The following is a 25,403-nucleotide window of genomic DNA, read 5'->3' on the forward strand; positions in this document are numbered from 1 at the left end:
TCGCTGCCTGAAATGTGCAGGTTCTTGCGAGGCCATACACGGAGCAGTCGCCTGTGCCTCTTCTTTCGCTGCTATCTATGCCACTGATGAATGGGCGGATGAAAAGGCGTAAAAAAGCGTGAAGCGACTTTGCGCTTCACGCCTAGAATGGGGTTGGACTTGATCAGGCCGTTCGCGGTGTGTGCCGGATCGGGGTTGGTGCGGTTTCGTAGCCCGTGAAATTGAATGCCATGGCAGGGCGTTCGCCGCATAGCAGTTCCGCCATGGCTTTGCCGGAGCCTGCTCCGTGCGTCCAGCCCAGCGTGCCGTGACCGGCATTGATCCACAGGCCCTTGAGCCGTGTGCGCCCGATCAGGGGAATGTTGGTGGGGGTTGCGGGGCGCAGGCCGGTCCAGTATTGCGGGTCGCCACCCTCCTCTGGAGTCCGTGTATCGCACACGCCTGGGAGAATCGTCTCGATGCGGCGTGAAAGCATGTGGCAGCGGGCGCGTGCGACGGGGGTGTCGAGATCGTGGTCGAAACCACCGAGTTCGATGGTGCCGGCGACGCGCAGCTTGTTGCCGAGGCGGCTGATGGCGACTTTCTTGCCATCGTCGATGGTCGAGACGCATGGCGCCTCATCCGGCTTGAGGATGTTGAAGGTCGCGCTATAGCCCTTGCCTGGGTAGATGGGAACGTGGATGCCCACGCTCCGCAGCATGGGTGCTGTGAAGCTGCCGCAGGCAACCACGATGGCATCCCCTTTCAGTTCGAAAGCGCTTGGACCGCTCTCCGAGGCAGTGCGTGCGCGCACGGCAACCGAAGTGACGGCATCTCCCACCTTGTTCAATCGCAGGATGTCGTGGTTGTACAGGAATTGGGCTCCGCGCTTTTCGCACAGAGTCGCCAGCTTCTGCGTGAATACGCGGGCGTCGCCGCTTTCGTCCGTATTGGTGAATGTGCCTCCGGTGATGTGATCGCCGTAGGCCTTGAATGCGGGCTCGATGGCAAACAGCTCTTCCCTGCTGACGATGCGGCGCTGTACGCCATGGCGGCGCATCACGTCCACTGCGTCTGCGGCGGCGTCGAACGACTTCTGGTCGGTGTAGAAGTGCGCAATGCCGCGTTCCAGGCGGTCGAACTCGAAGTTCGTCTTGCCGATCATGTCTTTCAGCGCCTGGTGGCTGTATGCGCCCAGGGCCACGATCTGCTGTACGTTGCGCTCGAAAGCCTTGTCGTTGCACTGGCCAAGAAATTTGAGCAGCCAACTCCACTGATGCGGATCCATTTGCGGGCGCAGCAGCAGCGGCGCTTCCTTGTCGAACAGCCACTTGATGGCCTTGAACGGCGCTTCGCGGTTGGCCCACGGCTCGCAGTAGCTGACAGAGATCTGCGCTCCGTTGGCAAAGCTGGTCTCCAGCGCCGCACCAGGCTGGCGATCGACCACAACGACTTCATGGCCGCGCTCCAGGAGGTGCCACGCTGTAGAGATGCCGATGATGCCGGCGCCGAGGACGATGGTTTTCATGAGGGCGGAGTGTGCGGCGGCTTGCCTGAATTGAAAAGGGAAATTAAAGTTATTCGGAAAACATCAGTTTTACTAATAATTGAACAGGATGAGCACCTACGATCCGGCCGCGCTGGAATGCTTGGCGGCAATTGTCGAGGAGGGCGGATTCGAACGGGCGGCGCAGCGCCTGAACGTGACGCAATCGGCGGTTTCGCAGCGGCTACGGGCGCTGGAGGCACAGGTTGGCTCTGTGCTGATCGTGCGCAGCAGGCCATTGCGGCCTACCAATGCCGGCCAATTGCTGCTGAAACATGCGAAACAGTTGCGTCTGTTGCGTGTGGATCTCGAGCGTGATTTGCAGGAGCTCGCACCTCGGGCTGCGGGCGGAGCGCGCGAGGAGGAGCGGATTTCCATTGCCATCAACGCGGACAGCATTGCCACCTGGGCGCTGGATGCGTTGGGGCCTCTGGCGCGCCGCAACCTGCCGCTCGAGATCATTACCGATGACCAGGACTTCACCCAGGAGTGGCTGCGGTCGGGGCAGGTGCTGGGCTGCGTCACCACGCTCAAGAAGCCGTTGCGCGGCTGCAAGGTGGTGCCGTTGGGCGCGATGGATTACGTGGCGGTCGCGGCCCCCGACTTTGCGCGCAGGCATCTTCCCGACGGGCTCACGGCGCACAACTTCCGTGAGGTGACTTTCATCTGCTTCAACCGCAAGGACGACATGCAGGCCGAGTTCGTGGCGCGGCGGTTCGGGCTCAAGCGGGTCACGCTTGCAAGCGTATTCGTCCCCAGTTCCGAGGGCCAGTTGCGTGCGGTCGCCGCGGGCTGGGGGTTGAGCGTGGTGCCGCGGCTCATGGCGCAGCCGCTGATTGCGCAGGGCTCGCTGGTTGATCTGGCGCCGGACTACAGTCTGCCTGTCCAGCTGTTCTGGCACTCCTGGAATCTGGAGTCCGAGGTATTGGATGCGCTGTCCACGGCGTTGACGCAGGCGGCGCGGAAGGCCCTGAGCGCCTGAACTTCGAGAGCCCCGGGCATTCCCGCGCGTTACCGCCGGTTCATCGGATCAACAGGACGGGCACGGAACACTGCGCCAGAACCTTGGTGCTGACCGAGCCCATCACCAGTTTGTTGAGCGCGCTGACGCCCTGGGTTCCCATGATGATCAGGTCGTACTTGCCGTCCTCGGCGATTTTGGCAATGGTTTCTCCGGCATGGCCGACCTTGCTGAGCGATTTCACGTTCATGCCATGCTTTTTCAGAAACTTCATGACAGGGCTGAGAATCTTTTCGCTTTCTTCTGCGTAGTACTGGTCCACGGTGGCCTTGCCAAGCGCCTTGCGCGCGCGTGGCGGGACTTCGGGGCAGACGGTGAGCGCGGTGTATTCCAGGGAATCTCCCATCGTGACGTCATGGGTGACGAGATAGGTCAGCATCTTCTTTGTGTATGCACTTCCATCCACTGCGAGCAAGACTTTCATCAACAATCTCCTTGTTTGAAGGTAAGGTCAGGTTACGGCTCGACAAAAATCCATAATTGATATTGATCAATATGACTGTCAGCTGATATCTCTCCATTTGCCTTGGCCGCAGCGATATGGAACGTCATACCTCGACGCAGAAATCGAGCTGAAACGTTTCCTGTTCACCCTTGACGGCGTATCCCAGCGGATTGGCCACCACCCGGCAGCTATGCGAACTGCCGTCGGCACGCAGGCCCGTCACAGTGTAGTTGCTTGGCGAGTGCAGATGACCATGTATCCACAGATCTGCATAGGGTAGTAAATCGTCCATCACGTTGCAGAACCCCGCTGTGCCGGGCACCAGGCCGTAGCGAGGATCGGCGCTTTTCAGGCTGGGCGCGAAGTGGGTGACGACGACGGTCGGCCCGTGCTCATACGGCGACTGCCTGAGCGCATCGTTCAGCCAGGCCTGGCATACGAGCGACTGCTCGCGCACCTGTGCCGCCAGGAACGCTTCGCCGTGGCGTGTTCCAAGCGTTTTGCGCAGATAGAAATTGGCGGCGCGAAAGGCCTTCTCGCGCTCCTGCAGATAGCGTGTGGGATTGCTCAGGGCGTTTTCTTGCGCCAATGCGTCGAAATCGCTCCACAGCGTGGTGCCGACAAAGCGCACACCGTCGAGGATCAGCGATTCGCGCTCCAGCCAGATCAGGCCGAGTTGCTCGCAGCTGCGCCTCAGGCGTGCATGGGCGTTGTCGAAATCCTGGTGATCGTATTCGTGATTGCCGGGCACATAGATCACCGGCGTGGGCCAGTGCGCGAACTGAGGCAGGGGCGAGAAGCGTTCCAGGCCGAAGTGCTCGCCCGTCAGGCGGGAGCCTGGTTGGTATGAGCCCACATCGCCCGCCAGCACCAGCACGTCGGCGCCGGGAGCCGGCTCGGGCTGGAACTGGGGATGCGTTTCCAGATGCAGGTCGGAGAGCAGTTGGATCTTCATGGGCCGGTAAATTTCTTGTCGGAGGACTGCGCGGGCTCTTTCTTCAGATGCGCCTGATTGTGCAGGAGCATGGCCTGCTGCGGAGTCGTCTGCGTCGCTGCCCGCGCGATCGCGTCGCGCAGCCAGCGGTGTGCCGGGTCATGCCGCCGGTGCGGATGCCACATCGCGTCCACGTGCACGGCGGGCAGCCGCATCGGGAGCGGGCGCCACAGCAGATCGCCCTCGAGGCTCGCCACTCCCACGAAGTGGCGCGGCAGCACGGTCAGCAGGTCGGAGCCGACGACCACGCGCCCGGCGGTGAAGAACTGGTTCACGGTCAGCACGATGCGCCGCTCGCGCCGCAGTGCGGACAGGGTCTCGTCGATGAAGCCGAATGGCTTGCCCGAGAAGCTCACCAGCAGGTGGCGCGCGTTGCAGAACACGTCGAGCGTGAGCGGCACATCGGCCAGCGGGTGGCCGCGGCGCATCACGCAGACATATTCGCCGTCATAAAGGCGCAGGCTTTCATACGTCATCACATTGTCCGCCTGGGCCTGAGCGGTGATCGCGGAGATCACCGCGGGAAAGTAGCCGACGGCGATGTCGGCGCTGGCATCGTCCAGCAGCCTGCGCGGATCGCGCGTGGTCAGCGGGATGATGCGCAGGGAAATCCCGGGAGCCTCGCGTTCCGTGATTTCGACGAGTGGCGGGATCAGCGTGGAGCTCGTCGCATCGGCCATCGCCAGCACGAAGGTGGAGCGGGCCGTCGCCGGGTCGAAGCTGTCGGGCGCAAGCGTTTCCTGCAACTGCGCGAGCGACTGGCGCACTACCGGCCAGATGGCCAGGGCGCGCGGCGTGGGCTCCACGCCATGCCCCTTGCGCACCAGCAGTTCGTCATGCAGCAATTCCCGCAGCCGGCGCAGCGCATTGCTCACGGCGGGCTGGGTGATCGACAGATTGGAGGCGGCGCGCGTCAGGTTGCGCTCTGCCATCACCTCGTCAAATACGCGCAGTAAATTCAAATCCAGGGACTGGAAATTGAGCGAGGGAGGAGAGGGGATGGCTGACATGACCAATCATCACCTGGATGAATGACTGAGATTCAAAATATAAATTTGAAAAGTATTAGGGAAAACCCTAAAATCAAGGCCTGCGAGAAAATTTGGCTTGCAGCACAAGGGTTTACATCATGACAAGCTTTGTACGTACAAACGCAATGGCGGACCAGGACGGTTCGAGGCGCGTGCAGCGCGCGGCAGATCCACTGGGCACCTCTTCTTCCACGGGCATGTTCGCATTTGTCGGCCACGCCGTAAAGGCCTGGTCCGAGGCGCGCCGCCGCGCCAGGGAAGAAGAGCATCACTACAACCGCGCCCTGCGCGAGGCTCGGATCATTGCCGACCTGAGCCGTGCAATGAACGGCCTGGCTGTGGAAAACATCCGCCGCTACGACTGATAGCCAGGCGATATTCCGACCGAGGCGCTCCTCGCCAAGGGCAAGGCGGGCGAGAGGTGGGAATCCGGCGATGCATAAGCACCTCATTGGAGGTGCTTTTTGTTTTTCCTCGCGCAATTCTGCGCAGGTGGGAGGATGCATTCCTCCTGCCCGAAAGAAAAAAGGAGTTCCGCATGCCTTGCGAAACTCCCGTGGAAGGTGGCGGCCGACGCGGTAATCCGTAGATTGCGCGCCAGCCGTGCGGCCGTCAGTGAGCCAGACGCTTTTCCAGCGCTGCCTTGATCTCCAGCATCTCCTTGGGTAGGCGGTGCGCCAGTTTCTCGAAGTGCTCGGTGTGCAGCTTCATTTCCTCGGCCCATGCGGCCTTGTCGATGCTGGTCACGCTCTCGAACTGTTCCGGCGTGAATTCGATGCCGGTCCAGTTGATCTCTGCATACGCCGGAGCGATGCCGAATGCGGTTTCCTGGCCTGCCGTCTTGTTGTCGAGACGGTCCAGCATCCACTTCAGGACGCGCATGTTCTCGCCATAGCCCGGCCAGACGAACTTGCCGTCGGCGTTCTTGCGGAACCAGTTGGTCGTGAAGATCTTGGGCAGGGCGGTCTGGCCGATCTTCTCGATCTTGGCGCCCATGTCCAGCCAGTGCTGGAAGTATTCGGCCATGTTGTAGCCGATGAAGGGCAGCATGGCGAACGGATCGCGGCGCACCACGCCTTGCGCGCCGAAGGCGGCGGCCGTGGTTTCGGAGCCCATGGTGGCGGCCATGTACACGCCTTCATTCCAGTTGCGTGCTTCGGTGACCAGCGGCACGGTGGTCGAGCGGCGGCCGCCGAAGATGATGGCGTCGATCTTCACGCCCTTGGGGTCGTCCCATGCCTCGTCGAGCGCCGGGTTGTTGGTCGCGGCCACGGTGAAGCGGGCATTCGGGTGGGCTGCCTTGGCGCCGGTTTCCTTGGCGATCTGGGGTGTCCAGTCCTTGCCTTGCCAGTCGATCAGGTGATCGGGCAGCTTGCCGTCGTGGTCCTTTTCCATGCCTTCCCACCACACGTCGCCATCATCGGTCAGCGCGACGTTGGTGAAGATCACGTCCTTGTCCAGGCTGGCCATGCAGTTGGGGTTGGTGTGGTAGTTGGTGCCCGGAGCCACGCCGAAGTAGCCGGCCTCGGGGTTGATGGCGCGCAGCGAACCGTCGGGCTGGGGCTTGATCCAGGCGATGTCGTCGCCGATGGTGGTGACCCTCCAGCCATCGAAAGCCTTCGGGGGAACCAGCATCGAGAAGTTGGTCTTGCCGCAGGCGCTGGGGAAAGCGGCGGCGACGTGCGACTTCTTGCCTTCGGGATTGGTCACGCCAAGGATCAGCATGTGCTCGGCCAGCCAGCCTTGCTCGCGGCCCATGGTGGAGGCGATGCGCAGCGCCAGGCACTTCTTGCCCAGCAGCGCGTTGCCGCCGTAGCCGGAGCCATACGACCAGATTTCACGCGTTTCGGGATAGTGGACGATGTACTTGGTCTTGTTGCAGGGCCAGGACGTGGTGTCCTTCTCGCCGGCCTTCAGCGGCGCGCCGATGGAGTGCACGCAGGGCACGAAGTCGCCGTCCGCGCCGATCACGTCGTACACGGCCTTGCCCATGCGCGTCATGATCTTCATGTTCACGGCCACGTAGGCGCTGTCGGAGAGTTCCACGCCGATGTGGGCGATCGGCGAGCCCAGAGGCCCCATCGAGAACGGCACCACGTACATGGTGCGGCCCGCCATGCAGCCATCGAACAGCGGATTCAGCGTGGCGCGCATTTCGGCGGGAGCCATCCAGTTGTTGGTCGGGCCGGCGTCTTCCTTCTTGGCCGAGCAGATGAACGTGCGGTCTTCCACGCGCGCCACGTCGGAGGGATCGGACCAGGCCAGATAGCTGCCCGGGCGCTTGGCGGGGTTCAGCTTCTTGAATGTGCCGGCGTCCACCAGTTGCTGGCACAGCTGGTCGTACTCCTGCTGCGAGCCGTCGCACCAGTGGATTTTCGCGGGTTTGCACAGCGCGGCCATCTCGGCCACCCAGGCGATGAGCCTGGCGTTCTTGACATATGCGGGCGCCTGAATGTTCAGGCCTTGCATCGTGGGTGCGTTCATCTCAATCTTCCAATGTTGAAAAAGCGGTTTTTTCAAAGGAAGCGCGGGGCGCGCAGACCACGCAATACCGGGCGCGACATCAAGCAAGGCGCGTGTCCGAGAAGTCTGCTGAGCACTGCCTTTGAAAAAACGGCTTGTCGCTCCGTCGGCGGGCGCACAGGTGATGATCGGGCGTGGGCTATCGAACGCTCAAGACATCGATGCGCGAGTCGGCTGGGATGTCGATTTTATGAATCCGACCCAGGTTTGTCTTGTTTTTTGAGGGGAAAACTATGCAAACGATGCATGATGTTATGCAATAAGCGTTTACGCTACCCGTTTCTGTGGGAATCGGCAAAAAACAAAAAAGCCCTGCAATGCAGGGCTCGTGCGCAAGGCCGTGGCGGAGCTGATGTCAGGCCATATCAGGCCATGTGCACGGCGATGAACGCCAGCAGGAACATCATCAGCGCGCCCACCACCGGCAGCACCACCGGAATCACGGGCACCACGGTTTCCGTGACGTCCTGCGCGTGCGCCGCCTCGACGTCGGCGGCGTTGGGCGCGAGGTGATGATCGTGGGCCATGGGTGTCTCCTCGTTCAGTTCTATGACATGACGGTGGCGGATCGGGTGTTGGAAAACCGCCTTGATGATCCGCAAGTTTAAGCCAATAGCGCGATCCTGGGTGCCGCAGAGGGAAAGTCCGGATCCGGGCGTGCCCGGACACTTTCCCGTGTCGCCAGGAGCCGTCGGCAATCCACTACATCAGTTCGGCCTGCATTCCCTCGGCGCGCAGTTGCGTCAGCACCTGCTCCACATGTTCCCTGCCGCGCGTCTGCAGCACCAGTTCGATCTCGACGTTCTGCGCGGCCAGCAGGGTGAAGGCGCGCTGGTGATGCACTTCGTCGATGTTCGCGCCGGCCGCGGCAACCGTGGCGGTGATGCGGGCGAGCACGCCGGGAACGTCGCGGGCGCTGACCTTGATGCGGGCCAGCCGCCCCGAGCGCACCATGCCGCGCTCGATGATGGCGGCCAGCAGCATCGGGTCGATGTTGCCGCCGCTGAGCACCAGGCCGACCTTCTTGCCCTTGAAGCGCTCGGGATAACGCACCAGCGCCGCCAGCCCCGCGGCGCCCGCGCCCTCGACCAGGGTTTTCTCGATTTCGAGCAGCATCAGCACGGCTTGCTCTATATCGCCTTCCTGTACGAGAACCAGGTCGTCCACCAGCCGCGCGATGATCTCCCGGGTGATCTTTCCGGGCTGGCCCACGGCGATGCCCTCGGCGATGGTGGAGCTGCCCTGTTCGTGGTGCGTGCCCTTGATGGCGTTGACCATCGCCGGAAAGCGCGCGGTCTGCACGCCGATGATTTCCATCGACGGCTTGAGCGCCCTGGCCGCCGTGGCCATGCCCGCCAGCAGCCCGCCGCCGCCGATGGCGACCACCAGGCAATCCAGGTCGGGCTGCGCGGCCAGCATTTCCAGCGCGATCGTGCCCTGGCCGGCGGCGATCTGCTCGTCGTCGTAGGGATGCACGAAGGTCAACTGGCGCTCATCGGCCAGCAGGTAGGCATGGGCATGCGCCTCTTCCAGCGTGTCGCCGTGCAGCACGACCTTGGCGCCAAAGCCGCGCGTGCGCTCCACCTTCACGCCGGGCGTGAAGCGCGGCATGACGATGACGGCCTTCATGCCCAGGCGCTGCGCGTGATAGGCCACGCCCTGCGCATGGTTGCCCGCGCTCATGGCGACCACGCCGCGCCGGCGCTCGTGCGCCGAGAGCTGGCTCAGCTTGTTGCAGGCGCCGCGTTCCTTGAACGAGGCGGTGAACTGCAGGTTCTCGAATTTGAGGAACACCTGCGCGCCCACGATCTGCGAGAGCGTCTTGGACTCGACACAAGGCGTGTCGAGCACCTGGCCGGCCAGGCGCGCGGCGGCTGATTGAACATCTTGGAGCTGGAGCATGATGGGTGGCATTGTGGCGCAGCGCGGGGGGCGTTGCGGTGCCAAGGCAATGCGCCCGTCATTGATTCCCGCAGCAGCCGCGCTTCATGAAGCGGATGGCGGCAGCGCGCGCTCCAGCAAGGCGTCCACGTCCATGCCCCGGATGTCGATTGCGCCCGCCACGCCGCCTGGGCCGGTGGGGCTGGCCAGCCGCGAGGCGATGAACGCATCGGCCACGAAGGCGGGCGCATGGCGCTTGAGCAGGCAGGCCTGTGCGATGAGCACCAGCTGCTGAACCAGAACGCGTGCGAGCGCCTCCAGTTGATCGGGCGCCGTGGCGGACAGCGCGCGCAAGGCATGCAGCGCCCTGGCGATGCGCGGCTCGCCGCTCGCCGCATCGGCGAAGTCGGCCGCGAGCAGCTCCAGCGCGCCGCGCTCGCGCGAGAGCGCGCGCAGCACGTCCAGGCACATCACGTTGCCCGAGCCTTCCCAGATGGAGTTCACCGGCGCTTCGCGGAACAGGCGCGCGACGATGCTGTCATTCACGTATCCGTTGCCGCCGAAGACTTCCATCGCTTCACCGCTCAGTTCCACGCCGCGCTTGCAGACCCAGAACTTGGCGGCGGGCGTCATCACGCGCTTCCAGGCGCGCTCGAGCGGCGCGTCGGCGGCGTCGGTATCGACGGTCTCGGCAGTATCGGCTTCGTAGGCCTGGGCGAGCCGCATCGACAGCGCGAGCGCCGCCTCGCTCTCCAGAGCCAGGTCCACCAGCACCGAGCGCATCAGCGGCTGCTCGGCCAGGCGCTTGCCGAAAGCGCTGCGCCTGCGCGCGTAGGCCAGCGCCTGCACCAGCGCCGAGCGCAGGATGGCCGCGCTGCCAAGCACGCAATTGAGGCGCGTATAGGTCGCCATCTCGATGATGGTGGGAATGCCGCGGCCTTCCTCGCCGATGAGGATGCCGCTGGCGTGCGAGAACTCCACTTCGCTGCTGGAGTTGCTGCGATTGCCCACCTTGTCTTTCAGGCGCAGGACGTTCACGCCGTTGCGGCTGCCGTCGTCGCGCCAGCGCGGCACGAAGAAGCAGCCCAGCGGACCGTCCGGGGCCTGCAGCCGCGCGACCACGAGATGCGCGTCGCTCATCGGCGCGGAATAAAACCATTTGTGGCCGTTGAGCCGGTATTCGCCGCCACGGCCGCCAACGCCCACGGCGCTGGCCAGCGTAGTATTGGCGCGGACATCGGAGCCGCCCTGCCTTTCCGTCATGCCCATGCCGATCCAGATGCTTTTCTTTTCCGTCATCGGCACGTCGCGCGCGTCATATTCGTGGCTCAGGAGCTTGCCGCCCAGCGCGCCCCACAGCGCGGGCTCGCGCCGCAGCAGGGGGATGCAGGCCTGCGTCATGGTCGCCGGGCATAGCGTGCCCTGTTCGATCTGGCCATGCAGGTAAAAGCCCGCCGCCCAGGCCGTCCATCGGCCCTGTCGTGTCGTATCTTCAAACGGCAGCGACACCAGGCCGCGTTCGCGGTACATGCCCAGCAGCGCGTGCCATGCCGGATGAAAGCGCACGCTGTTGATGCGGCGGCCGCGGGTGTCGAAGCCGTCGAGCTCGGGCGCGTGGCGGTTGGCCAGCTCGGCGAGCTCGAACGTCTGCGCATGGCCGAGCTGCTGCGCATGGGCATTCAGCATGGGCTCTGCCCATTGGGCTCCCGCGCGCGCCAGCGACTCCTTCAGCGCGGCGTCGGTCGCCAGCGGGTGGTAATCCGTCCAGTCCGGGAACTGGTTGAAGACTTCATCGGGTGGCGCGTTCGGCGGCATGGCGGACCTCGCTGCTCAAAAGGGCAGTGTAGGCCGAAGGTCCGCGTGTTCCTATCCTGGATTTCGCGCAGCCGGGATGGCCGTGGGGTTCAGGCCGCTTCCGGGTAGAAGATCCGGCGGGTCTTCACCTGATCCACCGCTTTTCCGATCGCAGCGATGTGATCCGGCGTGGTGCCGCAGCAGCCGCCGACGATGTTCACCAGGCCTTCGGCGGCGAACTCGTGCACGAGGCGCGAGGTCACGTCGGGCGTTTCATCGAAGCCGGTGTCGCTCATCGGATTGGGCAGGCCCGCGTTGGGGTAGCAGCTGATGAAAGTGTCCGGCGCGGCCTTGTTCAGCTCCTGGATGTAGGGGCGCATCAGTGTCGCGCCGAGCGCGCAGTTCAGCCCGATGGACAGCGGGTTCGCATGGCGCACGCTGTGCCAGAAAGCGGTCACGGTCTGGCCGGAGAGAATGCGGCCGGAGGCATCGGTGACGGTGCCGCTGATCATGATGGGCAGCACTTCACCGGTGGCGTCGAACGCTTCCTCGACCGCGAACAGTGCGGCCTTGGCGTTGAGCGTGTCGAAGATGGTCTCGACCAGGACCACGTCCGCGCCGCCCTCGATCAGCGCCACCGTCTGCTCGAAATACGCCGCGCGCAACTGCTCGAAGGTGACATTGCGCGCGCCGGGGTCGTTCACATCGGGGCTGATGCTGGCGGTCTTGGGCGTCGGGCCCAGCGCCGCAGCGACAAAGCGCGGCTTGCCGGGCGTGGAAAACTTGTCGCAGGCGGCGCGGGCGAGCCGGGCGGAGGCGAGGTTCATCTCGCGCGCCAGATCGGCCATGCCGTAGTCCTCCTGCGCGATGGAGGTCGCGCCGAAGGTGTTGGTCTCGATCAGGTCCGCACCGGCCGCGAGATAGCTTTCGTGGATGTCGCGGATGACGTCCGGGCGCGTGATCGAGAGCAGTTCGTTATTGCCCTTCACATCGCGCGGGAAATCCTTGAAGCGCTCGCCCGCGCCGCCGGGACCGCCATAGCCCTCGCCGCGGTACTGCGCCTCGCCCAGCTTGAAGCGCTGGATCATGGTGCCCATGGCGCCGTCGAGGATCGCAATGCGTTCGGCCAGGATCGCTGGAAGCTGTTGGGCGCGGGTGTAGTGAGGCAGAGTCATCCCCCGATTGTAGAAAAACAAAGGCTCCCGCAGGCGCGTGCCCGGGGAGCCCTTGGAAGCGTGAGGATTACTTGACCTGCACGCCCATGGACCGGAGCGCTTCGCGCTCTCCGTTGAACGTTTCGATGGCGTACTTGTGGTAGTCGGCGGCGTTCATGTAGAGGGCCGACATGCCCAGCTTCTTGAGGCCTGCCTGGTATTCAGGATCGTCGTAGGCCTCGCGGAAGGCGGCTTCCAGCTTCTTGACCACGGCCGGATCCATGCCCTTGGGGCCGGCGATGCCCATCGGCGAGGTATGCACGATGGGGTAGCCGAGTTCCTTGAGCGTGGGAACGTCCGGCAGGTCGGGGGAGCGCGTGTCGCCCAGCGACGCCAGCACGCGGATCTTTCCGGAAGTCACATAGGGCAGGATCGAACTGGAGCTGACCACCGCCTGAATGTGGTTGCCCATGAGCGCCGAGATGGCGTCGGCGTCGCCCTTGAACGGCACGTGCGTCCAGTCGGCTCCCGCCTTCACCCCCAACTGCGCCATGCCGATGTGCTGGCTGCTGTTGGCGCCGGGAGTGCCGTAGGAGACGGCGCCGTTGCTCTTCTTGGCGTAGTCCACCAGGTCGCCCACGCTCTTCCAGGGCGAGCCGGCATTGACCGCGATGTAGTAGTTGAAGCCGGAAATCACCGAAATGTAGGTGAAGTCCTTGAGCGGGTTGAATTGCGCCCCGGTGATGTGCGGCATGCGGAAGGTGCCGATCGGCAGCATCGTGAGGTAATAGCCCGAGGGGTCGGCCGAGAGCATCTGCACGCCGCCGAGCGTGCCATTCGCGCCCGTCTTGTTCTCGATGATGACGGGCTGTTCCAGGCGCTTGCCGGCCTGCTCGGCGAACAGGCGGCCCATGATGTCGGTGACGCCGCCCGCGGTATAGGGCACGATCAGCTTGATGGGCGCGTTCGGGTAGCTGGCGGCCGCGCCGCCCTGCGCGGCGGCGGGCATGGCGCCGGCGAGCAGGCCGAGCGTGGCCAGTGCCGTGGCGAATAGCTTTTTCATGGTGTTGTCTCCTCGGGTTGTCGGATGCGGGAAAAAAAGGGGGTTGCCGTCTATCGGGTCTATCAGTCAGGTTGGTCAGGTCGGTCGGTCCTGCACGCGGCCTCGGCATTCGCCCAGGCCGATGCGCGCGAAGCCTTCGCGCTCGCACCAGCCGCGCAGGGTGATCTCGTCGCCGTCGAGCAGGAAGGTGCGGCTCTCGCCGCTGGCGAGGTGGATGGGATTCTTTCCGCCTTCGGTGATTTCCAGCAGCGCGCCGCAGCCGTCGGGCGTGGGCGTCGAGATGGTGCCGGAGCCGAGCAGGTCGCCTGGCCGCGCGTTGCAGCCTCCGACGGTCTGCTGCGTGAGCATCTGCGCGGGCGTCCACCACAGGTAGCGGGAGTCGCCAATCGACAGCCGGTGCGCATCCAGGCCCTGCTCGCGCATGCGGGTGGTGGACAGCAGCACTTCGAGCTGAATGCGCAGGCCGCCGTGCCGCAGGTCGTGCTCATCGCACAGATAGGCCAGCGGCTTCGGATCGGTCGCCGCCCGCTCCATCACCGGGCCGCGGAAGGGGGCCAGCGCCTCCTGCGTGACCACCCAGGGCGATACGGAGGACATGAAGTTCTTGCCCGTGAAGGGGCCCAGCGGCTGGTACTCCCAGGCCTGCAGGTCGCGCGCCGACCAGTCGTTGAACAGGCCGAACCCGGCAATGTGCGCGCTGGCCTCGGCGACGGGAATCTGCTCGCCCAGTTCGTTGCCCGCGCCCACCCATATGGCGAGTTCGAGCTCGTAGTCCAGGCGCTGGCTGGCGGAGTATTCGGGCACGGCGCCGCCGGGCGTGGCGCGGCTGATCTGGCCGCTGGGGCGCCTGACCGCCGTCCCCGAGGGGCGGATGCTCGAGCTGCGGCCATGGTAGGCGATGGGTATGTGCTTGTAGTTGGGCAGCAGCGGCATGTCGGGGCGGAAGAATTTGCCCGCGTTGGTCGCGTGATGGATGCCCGCGTAGAAATCGGAATAGTCGCCCACGTCGGCGGGCAGCAGCATCCGGCAGCGGTCCTGTGGATGCAGCAGCCGCCTGGCGATGGCGCTGGCCTGCCCGCCAGCGCCGGTCTGCGGCTGCAGCAGATCGGACAGGGCGGTGCGCAGCAGGCCGCGCTGCGCGGCGCAAAGCGCCATCCAGTCGTTGAGCGTGGGTGCGCGCAAGGCCGCCGTGGTGGCTGCGTCCAGCGAGGCCAGCAGCCCGGCGTCGAGCACGGCCGGCAGGTCCAGCACCTCGTTGCCGATGGCCACGCCGATGCGCGTGCCGGCGCCGGTGTCGAACACGCCCATGGGCAGGTTCTGGATGGGGAATTGCGCATGTCCGTTGGCGGACATGACCCAGCTTTGGAGCGCCGCGCCGTGCGTGGCGTCGATCGGGGGGAGTGAGGAAGTCTGCATCGCCTTCGCTCATGCCGCGGTGGTTGCGCCGTCCATGGTCCAGGCCGCGCCGCGCACCTCCTGCGCATCGTCCGAGCACAGATAGGAGGCCAGCGAGGCGAGCTGCTCGACGGTCACGAAGCGGCCCGATGGCTGGCGCAGCCCGAGCAGCTTGCGCGTGGCGGCTTCGTTGTCCAGCGATTCGCGCTCGGCCAGCGCGTCCACCTGCTTTTGCACCAGCGCGGTCAGCGCCCAGCCGGGGCAGATGGCGTTGCAGGTGATGTCGGTCGTCGCCGTCTCCAGGGCCACCGCCTTGGTCAGGCCGATCAGCCCGTGCTTGGTCGCGTTGTAGGCCACCTTGCCCGCGCGGCCGCGCAAACCGCTGATCGAGGCCATGTTGACGATGCGGCCCCAACCCTTGCTGCGCATGGCGGGAAGCGCGAGGCGGATCGTGTGGAAGCTGGCCGAGAGGTTCACGGCCAGCATGTCATTCCACTTGTCCACGGGGAATTCCTCGACGGCGCTCACGTGCTGCATGCCGGCGTTGTTCACCAGGATGCCGAGCGCGCCATATGCCTGCTCGATGGAGCGGATCATCGTTTCGATCTCGGCCGGGCTGCGCAGGTCCGCGCGGATGTAGCGGGCATCGACCTGGTGAGCGCTGGCGATTTTCTGCGCAACGGCGCGGCCCTCTTCATCGGGCACGATGCCGTTGATCATCACATGGGCTCCGTCGCGCGCCAGCCTGCGGGCGATCGCCAGTCCGATGCCGGAATTGCCGCCCGTCACCAGGGCCACGCGGTTTTTCAAATCTGCCACTTCTCGATGCTCCGTTATTTTCAACTGCGGGTATCGTAGAAATCGTGGTGGCATATGTCCAATACTCAATTTCTCCATGATTTATATTTACTGCGTCTTAATCGCGGATGGGTAGACCATGGAATTGCGGCATTTGAGGGGCTTTCTGGCCGTGGCGCAGGAGCAGAGCTTCACCCGCGCCGCCGGCAAACTGCACATGGCGCAGCCGCCGCTGAGCCAGCGCATCCGTGAGCTGGAGGAGGAGCTGGGCGTCAAGCTGTTCGAGCGCTGCACCCGCAGCGTGCATCTCACGCGGGCGGGCGAGTCCTTCCTGGAGGGCGTGCAGTCGATCTTTCTGCAACTGGACAAGGCCGTCGAGGCGGCCAGGCAGGTCGAGCGCGGCGAATCGGGGCTGCTGCGCGTGGGCTATACCGGGCGCGCCAGCCAGCAACTGTTGCCGCGCCTGGTCCTGAGCTTTCGGCAGCGCTATCCGCAAGTGCAGCTCGATATCCAGGGGCCGCATCCCACGGGATTGCTGCGTTCGCGGCTGCTCGAGGGGCAGCTCGATGTGGCGCTGTGCTTTCTGCCGCTTGGCGATGCGCAAATCGACACCCGTAGCTTCATCAGCAGCGAGTTCATGCTGGCGCTGCCCGCGAGCCACCCGCTGGCCGCGCGGGAGCATGTGCCGCTGGCCATGCTGGCGGGCGAGCCTTTCGTCGGCTATCCCTCGCACCAGGGCTTTCACCTGCGCGACGGCATGGACGCGGCCTGCCGCGATGCGGGCTTCACCCCCCACGTGGTGCACGAGAGCGAGACTTCGCAGGTGCTGATCTGCCATATCGCCGCGGGAACGGGCGTATCGGTCATTCCCGCGGAGCTTCAGGCGCTGGAGCATCTGGGCGGGGTGGTGTTCAAGTCCCTGGGCGTGGACGCGCCCCGCCTGCAGCATGGCATGGCCTGGCTCAGAAGCAACCGCAACCCCGCGCTGCGCAATTTGCTGGGGCTTGACCTGGCCGAGAACCCGCATCCGCCCGCGAGGTAGCACAATAGAGGGTTACGGGCGAGCGCCTGCCGCAGTGCGGCCAACGCGGCAGCCCTGTCCATCACCTTGGTCTGCAATCCTTTCCTGGCAAGGGCGGCATGCTATCGAATAGAGAGAAATCCGGTTTGTCCCCCGCGCAGTTTGTTCTGAATGATGTCTTCGGCTATGAGCAGTTCCGTGGCTCGCAGGAGGCGATCATCGAGCATGTGATCGCGGGCGGCGACGCCCTGGTGCTGATGCCCACCGGCGGCGGCAAGTCGCTGTGCTACCAGGTCCCGGCCATCGTGCGGCGCGATGCGGGCAAGGGCGTGGCGATCGTGGTGTCTCCGCTGATCGCGCTGATGCACGATCAGGTGGGCGCGCTGCACGAGGCCGGCGTGGAGGCGGCGTTTCTCAATTCGACGCTGGACTGGCCGGCCACGCTGGATGTGGAAAACCGCGTCGCGCGCGGCGAGATCACGCTGCTGTACGCGGCCCCCGAGCGGGTCAACACCGAGCGCTTTCTCGCGCTGCTCGACGGCCTGCACCAGCGCGGGCAGCTGGGCCTGTTCGCCATCGACGAAGCGCACTGCGTGAGCCAGTGGGGCCATGATTTCCGCCCTGAATACCGCATGCTGTCGGTGCTGCACGACCGCTATCCGGACGTGCCGCGCATTGCCCTCACTGCGACGGCGGACGAGCTGACGCGCGCCGACATCGTGCAGGGCCTGAAGCTGCAGGACGCGCGCCAGTTCGTCAGCAGCTTCGACCGCCCCAACATCCGCTACACCATCGTCGAGAAGAAAGAACCGCTCACGCAGTTGCTCAAATTCATACAGAACGAACACCTGGGCGACGCGGGCGTGGTCTATTGCCAGTCGCGCAAGCGCGTGGAAGAACTGGCCGACGCGCTGGTGCACGCGGGCATCACCGCGCTGCCGTACCACGCGGGGCTGCCGGCAGAGGTGCGCCAGCAGAACCAGGACAGGTTCCTGCGCGAGGACGGCATCGTGATGACGGCCACCATCGCCTTCGGCATGGGCATAGACAAGCCTGACGTGCGCTTCGTGGCCCATGTGGACATGCCCAAGAACATCGAAGGCTACTACCAGGAAACCGGCCGCGCGGGGCGTGACGGCCTGCCCGCCGACGCCTGGATGGTCTATGGCCTGAACGACGTGGTGAACCAGCGCCGCATGATCGACGAAAGCCCCGCCACCGAGGAATTCAAGCAGGTCATGCGCGGCAAGCTGGATGCGCTGCTCGGCCTGGCCGAAGCCACCGACTGCCGCCGCGTGCGATTGCTTGCATACTTCGGCGAGAATTCCGAGCCCTGCGGCAACTGCGACAATTGCCTGCATCCGCCCGAGGTCTGGGACGGCACGGACGCCGCGCGCAAGCTGCTTTCGACGATCTACCGCGTGCATGAAGCCAGCGGCATCACCTTCGGCACGGGCCACATCATGGACATCGTGCGCGGCAAGGACACCGACAAGGTACGCCAGTTCGGGCACGACAGGCTCTCCACCTTCGGGCTGGGCGCCGACTACTCGGAGCCGCAACTGCGCGGCGTGCTGCGGCAACTGCTCGCCACGGGCGCCGTCGGCCTGCAGAAGGTGCTGCTCGAGAGCGGCCACAGCTTCGATACGCTCAGCCTGACCAGCGGCTCGCGCCCGGTGCTGCGCGGCGAGCAGCCGGTGCTGCTGCGCGAAGCCATGGCCCACGCACCCGCCAGGCGCTCGCGCAGGAAGGGTGCCGCCCAGCCGTCGGCGGCCGCGGTCAATCTCAGCCAGGATGGGCAGGTGCGCTTCATCAACCTGAAGGCGTGGCGTGCCGAGGTGGCGCGCGAGCACAACCTGCCCGCCTACGTGATCTTTCACGACGCCACGCTGGCGGCGATCGCCGAGCGCAATCCGGTTTCGCTGGAGGAGCTGCAGGGCATCTCGGGCATAGGCTCCAAGAAACTGGAAGCCTATGGCGCCGAAGTGCTGCGCGTTTGCGTGACCCCAAGTTGATCCAGACCTCCCGATGATCTAATGACCGCGCGGACGCAACGGCCCTGTTGCGTTTGCCGATCAACGACATCAATCCAGATTCTGGAACCACAAGGGAGTGGAGAAAATGCTGAAGAAAATCATCGCCACCGGAGCATTGGCGGCGAGCACGGCGGCGTGCGCATTCGCGCCGCAGGCGGGCATATGGGTCATCGACGGGGAAAACAACGGCTCGCCGGGCCGGGGCTTTTCGCTGGACGTGCAGGACCGCACGCTGGTGATGCAGATGTATGCCTACGACGCCGACGGCAACCCCACGTTCTACCTGAGCTCGGGGCCCTACGAGGACGACGGCTACAACGGCCAGCTCAACCAGTACCGTGGCGGCCGCTTCTTCGGCGGTGAAGATCGCAGCGGCTCGGAGACCGGGAGCGCCGGCGCCGTGAGCATGCGTTTCGACTCGGGCACAACGGGCTTCATCACCTTCCCCGGAGAGCCGGAAAAGGCGATCAGCCGCTACAGCTTCGCCTACCCTGCCGGCCCGGACGGCCTCAAAGGCATCTGGCTGTTCACGGCCCTGGATTCGCTCACGCCTCAGTCCGATTTCGTGGCGCTTGAATTCCCGGCCGGCGCGACCGAGACCGGCAACGGCATCATGACGTCGTCGGACGGCCTGTTCGGCTGCGAGCACATCGTCTCCGGCGACCTGGCCGGAACCGTGGTCTGCGTGAAAGTCGACTACAGCGGGCAGTTGCAGCGCATCTACCAGTATGTCTACAGCGTCAATGACGGCGAGGGCATCATGGTGGCGGGCGACGCAAGCTCGGCGGCCATGGCCATCATGCGCCGCCTCGCGGACTCGTCGTACATGGGAACGGGCGTTTTCTTCAAGAAAAAGCCCGTGGATGAATCCGGCGAGACAGTGGCGGCCAACGTCAGGCAGGTGCGCGCCCACATCGGGCAGATCGCGCGCACCGGGCTTGCCCGCTGAAGATTCCCTGACGCATCGCCATCGCAAGCCTGGTTCCGCGCGGCTTGCAGGCCTGATGGCCGGGACCGCCCGGGCGGGTATGTGCGTACTGTTTTTATAATCAGTATTTTGATGCATGTCCCCATGTCCCCATGTCCCGATTCCAAACCCCACTGAGCCGCCAGCACCGGATGCGCCTGATGCAGATCTGGCGCTCGGCGGGCTGGCCGTGCCAGGACGCGGTGGAACTGGAACTGCTGGCCGCCGGTATGGTTGTCCGGCATGTTTGCGCAGCAGGCCATGAGCAGTTGCGCCTCACCGATCTGGCCGTGGGACTGCTTGCCGCCGCGCGCGAGCAAGGCCAGCGCGCCGCCAGCCTGCACGACCGCATGGCGCATCGTTTCGCCCAGCAGCAACTGCTGCCGGCGAGGCGCATCGTCTGGAGAGAGCTGACGCTGCGCGCGGCGCTGGATGCCGTCCAGGATGAAGGTGGCGGGATTGCGCCGCATCCGGCCGGTGGGCAGGACGCGCATGCCATGCTGTTCGGGGACGACGCCACCTTGCCGGCGCCGGTTGTCCGCGCGGCACGGCGCGTGTGGCGGGTGGCGCGGCCCGATCTGTTTTCCATCCGCAACACCTCGGTGCCGGGCTACCTGCGGCCCGTCGTGCATGAGGTGAAGGCCAGCCGCGCGGACCTGTTGTCCGATCTGCGGCACCAGGCCAAGCGCCGGGCCTATCAATGGCTGAGCGAGGAATGCTGCTACGTTTTCCCCAAGGGCATCGCCGAGCCGGATGAACTGCCCGAGGAATACGGCGTCTGGGCCATGCACGGCGACCCCGACGACCCGGCAACCTGCCGCTTCGAGCTGCTCCGGAGCGCGCGCCATGCTCCCTGCGCCTTGCCGTTCGCCGTCTGGATGGCCCTGTGCAAGGCCACGCCGGAACGCCCGGACGACGATGCGCGCGCACAACTGCAACTGGGGGCAGCCGATGATGACGCAGGTTGAGTCGGCGCTGCCCGGTTTTCGCATCGCCGTCCGGGAACTGTGCGGATTCACCGCCAGGAGGGGTGGTCTGGATCTGCGGTTCACACCCGCGCCATCGGCGCTGGAAGGCATGGCGGGCCATCGCGCGGTGGCCGCACGGCGTGCTCCGGGATACGAGGCGGAGATTGCGCTGTCGGGCCGGTTCGAGGCATTGGAAGTGCGCGGGCGCGCGGACGGTTTCGACGCGTCGCTTCACCGCGTGGAGGAAATCAAGACATACAAGGGCCGCCTCGACAGGCAATCGCCCGCGCAACGTGAGCTGCACTGGGCGCAGGCGCGTGTCTATGGCTGGCTGATGTGCGCGGCGCGTGGGTTCGACGCCATCGATATCGCGCTGATCTACTTCGACATCGACACGGAGCGCGAGACGGAATTCGTCGAGCAATGGACCGCCGTGGCGCTGCGCGCTCATTTCGAAGAGCACTGCCGCCGTTTCATTCACTGGGCGCGGCAGGAAGCCGCGCACCGCACGGCGCGCGATGGCGCACTGCGCGAGCTGGCGTTCTCGCACCAGGAATTCCGCGCGGGCCAGCGCGATCTGGCTGAGGCCGTCTACCGCGCCACGGCCCGGGGCCGCGTGCTGCTGGCGCAAGCGCCCACGGGCATCGGCAAGACGGCGGGCACGATTTTTCCGGCGCTCAAGGCCATGCCGGGACAGTCCATCGACAAGCTGTTCTACCTGTCGGCCAAGACATCGGGAAGGCAACTGGCGCTCAACGCATTGCATGACCTGCGGGCTTCGGGCGCCGCGCCGGTCCGCGTCCTGGAAATGGTGGCGCGCGAGAAAGCCTGCGAGCATCCCGGCAGCGCCTGCCACGGCGATGCCTGCCCGCTGGCTCGCGGCTTCTACGACCGCTTGCCGGAGGCGCGTGCCGATGCTCTGTCCGAGCCCGCGCAACTGCTCGATCAGGAGAGCGTGCGCTCGGTGGCGCTGGTGCATGGCGTCTGTCCCTACTATCTTTCGCAGGAGCTGGCGCGCTGGGTGGACGTGGTGGTGGGCGACTACAACTACTTCTTCGATGCGGGCGGGTTGCTGCATGCGCTCACGCTCGCCAACGACTGGCGCGTGGCGCTGCTGGTGGATGAGGCGCACAACCTCACGGACCGCGCGCGCTCCATGTACAGCGCGGCGCTCGAACCGGCAGCGCTCGGGCAGGCGATGCGCTCGCCCACCGCCATGGCCAGCCCGCGCGTGAAGAAGGCGCTTGCCGCCGTCAAGCGGCAATGGGTTGCGCTGGATGAGGGGCAGTCCACCGACTATGCCGTGCACGACGCCTTTCCGAAATCGCTGCTCGGCGCGCTCATGCAGTGCGTGCAGGCTGCCAGCGAACATTTCGCCGATCACCCCGACATGCTGGATGCGCAACTGCAGGCCTTCCAGATGGAAGTGCTCCAGGTGCTGCGGCTCTTGGAGAGTTTCGGAGATCATTCGCTCGTGGACCAGCAGCGCGCCGATCCGCCAGGCCGCCTGCATTCCCGCGGCAGCGGGCCCGGCAGCGTCATCAGCATCCGCAACATCGTCCCCGCGCCCCATCTCGCCGGCCGCTGGGAAGCAGCGCATGCCGCCACGCTGTTTTCGGCGACATTGCAGCCCATGCGTTTTCATGCCGATCTGCTGGGGCTTCCCGGTGATCACCTGACGCTGGCGGTCGCGTCGCCGTTCCACGCCGACCAGCTCTCGGTGCGGGTGGCGCGCCACATCTCCACACGCTACGCGCATCGGTCGCAATCGGTTGCGCAGGTGGTGCAGCTCATGGCGCGGCAGTTCGAGGCGCGGCCCGGCAACTATCTGGCGTTCTTCAGCAGCTACGAGTACCTGCAGCAGGTGGCGGACGCGCTCGGGCAGCAGCACCCGCGGATCGCGCACTGGCGGCAGTCGCGCCGCATGGCCGAGGCCGAGCAGCGCGAGTTCCTGGCGCGCTTTACCGAAACCAGCCAGGGCATCGGCTTTGCCGTTCTGGGCGGAGCGTTCGCGGAAGGCATCGATCTGCCGGGCAAGCGCCTGATTGGCGCCTTTCTCGCCACGCTGGGGCTGCCGCAGTTCAATGCGGTGAATGAGCAGATCAGCCGGCGCATGGACACGATCTTCACGGGCTGCGGCCATGACTACACCTATCTCTATCCCGGGCTGCAGAAAGTGGTGCAGGCCGCGGGCCGTGTGATCCGCACGCCGCAGGATGAGGGCGTGATCCACCTGATGGACGACCGCTTCGCCAGCCCGCAGGTGCGGCAACTGCTGCCGGCCTGGTGGCGCGTTCCGCACCTGCGCGGCTGAAGCTTCTTTTTTTGCGGGCGTTGGCGTTCTCCGCGCGGCCGCTGCGCGATGAAATCGTCAACGCGTTCCTACGCGGCGGCGCGGCGGGCGCGTCTATGATTTCTCCATTGCCGCATTCAGGGAAGTAGCACGGTATGTTCAAGACACTGATCATGGCTGCCGCGATGGCCGGCGCCAGCATCGCACATGCTTTCACGCCCCAGGCAGGGACCTGGGTGGTGACGGCGGAGAACAACGGGGAGCCTGGACGCGGCTTCGGGCTGGACGTGCAGAACTCCACGCTGGTCATGCAGATGTATGCATACGACGCAGGCGGCAACCCGGTGTTCTACCTTTCGGCGGGAACGCTTGCCGACAATCGCTACAGCGGCCTGCTTCGCAAATACCGCGGCGGGCGCTTCTTCGGCAGCGGCGATCTCGCCGGGCGCGAGGATGGCGACGCGGGCGCGGTCAGCATGCGATTCATCTCGGGTACGCGGGGATACGTGACCTTTCCGGGTGAGCCCGAAAAGGAGATCTCGCGCTTCAACTTCGGCTACACCACCGCGCCGGAGCATTTGCGCGGCATATGGATGCTCTCCGCGCTCAACCGCGGATCGGCATCGCTCGACCGGCTCGACTACTTCGCGCTGGAGGACGCCGTGCAGGGATCGTCCTACGGAACCGGCGCGATGGCATCGCGGGATCGCGTCTACAGTTGCGAGAACCTGGTGAGCGGCCCGAACGCGGGGCTGGTGATGTGCCTGAAATTCAACACCGACAGCTCGCTGCAGCGCGTGAACTTCTTCGAGCTGAGCATCAATGATGGCGAGGGCGTGGCGGGTTCATCGACGCAGACGGCCGACGACGTCCTGTATGCCAGGCGCATCACCAACACCACGGGTGACTTTACCGGCATCTACTACAAGAGCCGGCCCGTCGAGGACTCCGGCGAGGCTGCTGCCGTCAGGCGCGGCGCGGCTGAACAGGCGGCGGCGCTGGCGGTGGACCGGACGCTGATCCAGAACCCGTCTTCGACGCCTGTCCCGCCGGAGCGCCGATGACGGGAGCCGGTTCGCCGTCGGCTCCATCCGGCGCATTTTCATGTGAAGGGCAGCGGCATGGCGGTCAGTGTTTTTGATCTCTTCAAGATAGGCATCGGGCCGTCGAGCTCGCACACCGTGGGGCCGATGCGTGCCGCGCGGCAGTTCGTGCTGAAGCTGGACCGCAACGCCCGGCTGGCGGGTGTGGCGCGCGTGCGCTGCGTGCTCCATGGCTCGCTGGGGGCGACCGGACGCGGGCACGCCAGCGACCAGGCGGTCATGCTGGGGCTGGCCGGCTTCGCGCCGGACACCGTGGACGTGGATGCCGTTCCCGGCTTCATCGCGCGCGTGCGCGGCGAAGGCCGCCTGCCGTTGGCGGGAGGGCCGGAAGTCCGCTTTCGCGAAGGCGTGGATCTGGTGCTGGATCCCTCGGTCACGCTGCCGTTCCATGCGAATGGCATGCGTTTGGAGGCATGGGACGCGGCGGGCCGGTCGCTCGACGCACAGGTGTATTACTCGGTCGGCGGCGGCTTCATCGTGAGCGAGGAAGCCGCTGCGGATGCGAGCCGCCAGGCCGAGATCGCGCCCGATACCGACGTGCTGCCCCTGCCGTTTCACAGCGCGGGACAGTTGCTGGAGCAGGCGCGCGCGCAGGGCGGATCGATCGCGCAGGTGATGCGCGTGAACGAGCGGCATTGGCGCGGCGATGCGGACATCGATGCCGGCCTGCTGGCGATCTGGCGCGCGATGCAGTCCTGCGTTGCGCGCGGGTGCGATACGCAGGGCGAGTTGCCGGGTGGTTTCCATGTGCGCCGCCGCGCGCCCGCGCTGTACCAGGCGCTGCTGAACGCTCCCGATGTGAGCGGCGATCCGCTGCAGGTGATCGACTGGGTGAACCTGTTCGCGCTGGCGGTGAATGAAGAGAACGCCGCAGGCGGCCGCGTGGTGACCGCGCCCACCAACGGCGCGGCCGGCATCGTGCCCGCCGTGCTGCACTACTACACGCGGTTCATCAAGGATGCGAACGAGCAAGGCGTGATCGATTTCCTGCTCACTGCCGCAGCGGTAGGCATTCTCTACAAGGAGAACGCCTCCATCTCGGGCGCGGAGGTGGGTTGCCAGGGTGAGGTGGGCGTGGCCTGTTCCATGGCGGCCGCGGGCCTGTGCGCGGTGCTGGGCGGAACGCCCGCGCAGGTGGAGAACGCGGCCGAGATCGGCATGGAGCACCACCTGGGGCTGACCTGCGACCCCGTGGGCGGACTGGTGCAGATCCCCTGCATCGAGCGCAATGCGCTGGCGGCGGTGAAGGCGATCAACGCGGCGCGCATGGCGCTGCGCGGCGATGGGACGCATCACGTGAGTCTCGATCAGGTGATCAAGACGATGCGCGAGACGGGGGCGGACATGATGACCAAATACAAGGAAACTTCCCGGGGCGGGCTGGCCGTCAA

General features: G+C 65.5%; 21 protein-coding genes. 9 read left to right on the forward strand and 12 right to left on the reverse strand.

Going from position 1 to position 25,403, the window contains the following annotated elements; genetic code table 11:
- Positions 1–163 precede the first annotated feature (163 nt).
- Positions 164–1,507 carry a D-amino acid dehydrogenase gene (locus tag ABWP92_RS07440; RefSeq protein WP_353234737.1) on the reverse strand — a complete coding sequence of 448 codons (1,344 nt, stop codon included), beginning with the start codon at positions 1,505–1,507 and terminating at the stop codon, positions 164–166.
- 88 nt (positions 1,508–1,595) lie between these two features.
- On the opposite strand from ABWP92_RS07440, the gene ABWP92_RS07445 reads away from it, so the two are divergent.
- On the forward strand, positions 1,596–2,507 hold the full coding sequence (locus ABWP92_RS07445) for a LysR family transcriptional regulator ArgP (RefSeq protein WP_353234738.1): 912 nt from the start codon (positions 1,596–1,598) through the stop codon (positions 2,505–2,507).
- 40 nt (positions 2,508–2,547) lie between these two features.
- Here ABWP92_RS07445 and ABWP92_RS07450 read toward each other — a convergent pair whose 3' ends face one another.
- The 3 genes from ABWP92_RS07450 to ABWP92_RS07460 form a co-directional block, all read right to left on the reverse strand.
- Entirely contained in the window at positions 2,548–2,970 is a 423-nt protein-coding gene (locus ABWP92_RS07450; protein WP_353234739.1) for a universal stress protein, read from the reverse strand.
- A 124-nt stretch (positions 2,971–3,094) separates the two neighbouring features.
- The gene (locus ABWP92_RS07455) at positions 3,095–3,946 is read right to left on the reverse strand and encodes a metallophosphoesterase (RefSeq protein ID WP_353234740.1); all 852 of its coding nucleotides are present in this window, start codon (positions 3,944–3,946) and stop codon (positions 3,095–3,097) included.
- Complete coding sequence (locus tag ABWP92_RS07460; RefSeq protein ID WP_353234741.1) at positions 3,943–4,995, reverse strand: LysR family transcriptional regulator; 1,053 nt, start codon at positions 4,993–4,995, stop codon at positions 3,943–3,945. The genes ABWP92_RS07455 and ABWP92_RS07460 overlap by 4 nt, the downstream gene beginning before the upstream one ends.
- A 146-nt stretch (positions 4,996–5,141) precedes the next feature.
- On the opposite strand from ABWP92_RS07460, the gene ABWP92_RS07465 reads away from it, so the two are divergent.
- Positions 5,142–5,381 carry a hypothetical protein gene (locus tag ABWP92_RS07465; RefSeq protein WP_353234742.1) on the forward strand — a complete coding sequence of 80 codons (240 nt, stop codon included), beginning with the start codon at positions 5,142–5,144 and terminating at the stop codon, positions 5,379–5,381.
- Between the two features lie 247 nt (positions 5,382–5,628).
- Here the strand turns inward: ABWP92_RS07465 and ABWP92_RS07470 are convergent, their stop codons facing one another.
- The 8 genes from ABWP92_RS07470 to ABWP92_RS07505 all read right to left on the reverse strand — a co-directional run bounded on the left by ABWP92_RS07470 (position 5,629) and on the right by ABWP92_RS07505 (position 15,645).
- Complete coding sequence (locus tag ABWP92_RS07470; protein ID WP_353234743.1) at positions 5,629–7,500, reverse strand: phosphoenolpyruvate carboxykinase (GTP); 1,872 nt, start codon at positions 7,498–7,500, stop codon at positions 5,629–5,631.
- 404 nt (positions 7,501–7,904) lie between these two features.
- On the reverse strand, positions 7,905–8,066 hold the full coding sequence (locus ABWP92_RS07475; protein ID WP_353234744.1) for a hypothetical protein: 162 nt from the start codon (positions 8,064–8,066) through the stop codon (positions 7,905–7,907).
- Between the two features lie 175 nt (positions 8,067–8,241).
- A complete protein-coding gene (locus ABWP92_RS07480; protein ID WP_353234745.1) occupies positions 8,242–9,441 on the reverse strand; it encodes a threonine ammonia-lyase in 1,200 nt (399 codons plus the stop codon).
- A gap of 84 nt (positions 9,442–9,525) precedes the next feature.
- On the reverse strand, positions 9,526–11,235 hold the full coding sequence (locus tag ABWP92_RS07485; RefSeq protein ID WP_353234746.1) for an acyl-CoA dehydrogenase family protein: 1,710 nt from the start codon (positions 11,233–11,235) through the stop codon (positions 9,526–9,528).
- A gap of 89 nt (positions 11,236–11,324) precedes the next feature.
- Entirely contained in the window at positions 11,325–12,389 is a 1,065-nt protein-coding gene (locus ABWP92_RS07490) for a homocysteine S-methyltransferase family protein (RefSeq protein WP_353234747.1), read from the reverse strand.
- A gap of 67 nt (positions 12,390–12,456) precedes the next feature.
- The gene (locus tag ABWP92_RS07495; protein WP_353234748.1) at positions 12,457–13,431 is read right to left on the reverse strand and encodes a tripartite tricarboxylate transporter substrate binding protein; all 975 of its coding nucleotides are present in this window, start codon (positions 13,429–13,431) and stop codon (positions 12,457–12,459) included.
- A 75-nt stretch (positions 13,432–13,506) separates the two neighbouring features.
- The gene (gene fahA / locus ABWP92_RS07500; protein ID WP_353234749.1) at positions 13,507–14,847 is read right to left on the reverse strand and encodes a fumarylacetoacetase; all 1,341 of its coding nucleotides are present in this window, start codon (positions 14,845–14,847) and stop codon (positions 13,507–13,509) included.
- Between the two features lie 9 nt (positions 14,848–14,856).
- Entirely contained in the window at positions 14,857–15,645 is a 789-nt protein-coding gene (locus ABWP92_RS07505; RefSeq protein ID WP_353234750.1) for a 3-hydroxybutyrate dehydrogenase, read from the reverse strand.
- A 118-nt stretch (positions 15,646–15,763) separates the two neighbouring features.
- On the opposite strand from ABWP92_RS07505, the gene ABWP92_RS07510 reads away from it, so the two are divergent.
- From ABWP92_RS07510 to ABWP92_RS07540, 7 genes are all read left to right on the forward strand, one after another.
- Positions 15,764–16,666: a LysR substrate-binding domain-containing protein gene (locus tag ABWP92_RS07510; RefSeq protein WP_353234751.1), complete on the forward strand. Its 903-nt coding sequence runs from the start codon at positions 15,764–15,766 to the stop codon at positions 16,664–16,666.
- A gap of 125 nt (positions 16,667–16,791) precedes the next feature.
- Positions 16,792–18,660 carry a DNA helicase RecQ gene (recQ, locus tag ABWP92_RS07515; protein ID WP_502907477.1) on the forward strand — a complete coding sequence of 623 codons (1,869 nt, stop codon included), beginning with the start codon at positions 16,792–16,794 and terminating at the stop codon, positions 18,658–18,660.
- 106 nt (positions 18,661–18,766) lie between these two features.
- Positions 18,767–19,630, forward strand: a complete 864-nt coding sequence (locus ABWP92_RS07520; RefSeq protein WP_353234753.1) for a hypothetical protein — start codon at positions 18,767–18,769, stop codon at positions 19,628–19,630.
- 131 nt (positions 19,631–19,761) lie between these two features.
- Positions 19,762–20,616, forward strand: coding sequence for a hypothetical protein (locus ABWP92_RS07525; protein WP_353234754.1), 855 nt, complete (start codon positions 19,762–19,764; stop codon positions 20,614–20,616).
- Complete coding sequence (locus tag ABWP92_RS07530) at positions 20,600–22,930, forward strand: helicase C-terminal domain-containing protein (RefSeq protein WP_353234755.1); 2,331 nt, start codon at positions 20,600–20,602, stop codon at positions 22,928–22,930. Before ABWP92_RS07525 ends, ABWP92_RS07530 begins: the two co-directional genes overlap by 17 nt.
- A 134-nt stretch (positions 22,931–23,064) precedes the next feature.
- Entirely contained in the window at positions 23,065–23,973 is a 909-nt protein-coding gene (locus ABWP92_RS07535; protein ID WP_353234756.1) for a hypothetical protein, read from the forward strand.
- A 57-nt stretch (positions 23,974–24,030) separates the two neighbouring features.
- The coding region (locus ABWP92_RS07540) for an L-serine ammonia-lyase (protein WP_353234757.1) at positions 24,031–25,403 on the forward strand (1,373 nt) is incomplete at its 3' end.

It is taken from the genome of Diaphorobacter ruginosibacter (assembly GCF_040396215.1).
Lineage (GTDB): Bacteria > Pseudomonadota > Gammaproteobacteria > Burkholderiales > Burkholderiaceae_C > Diaphorobacter_A > Diaphorobacter_A ruginosibacter_A.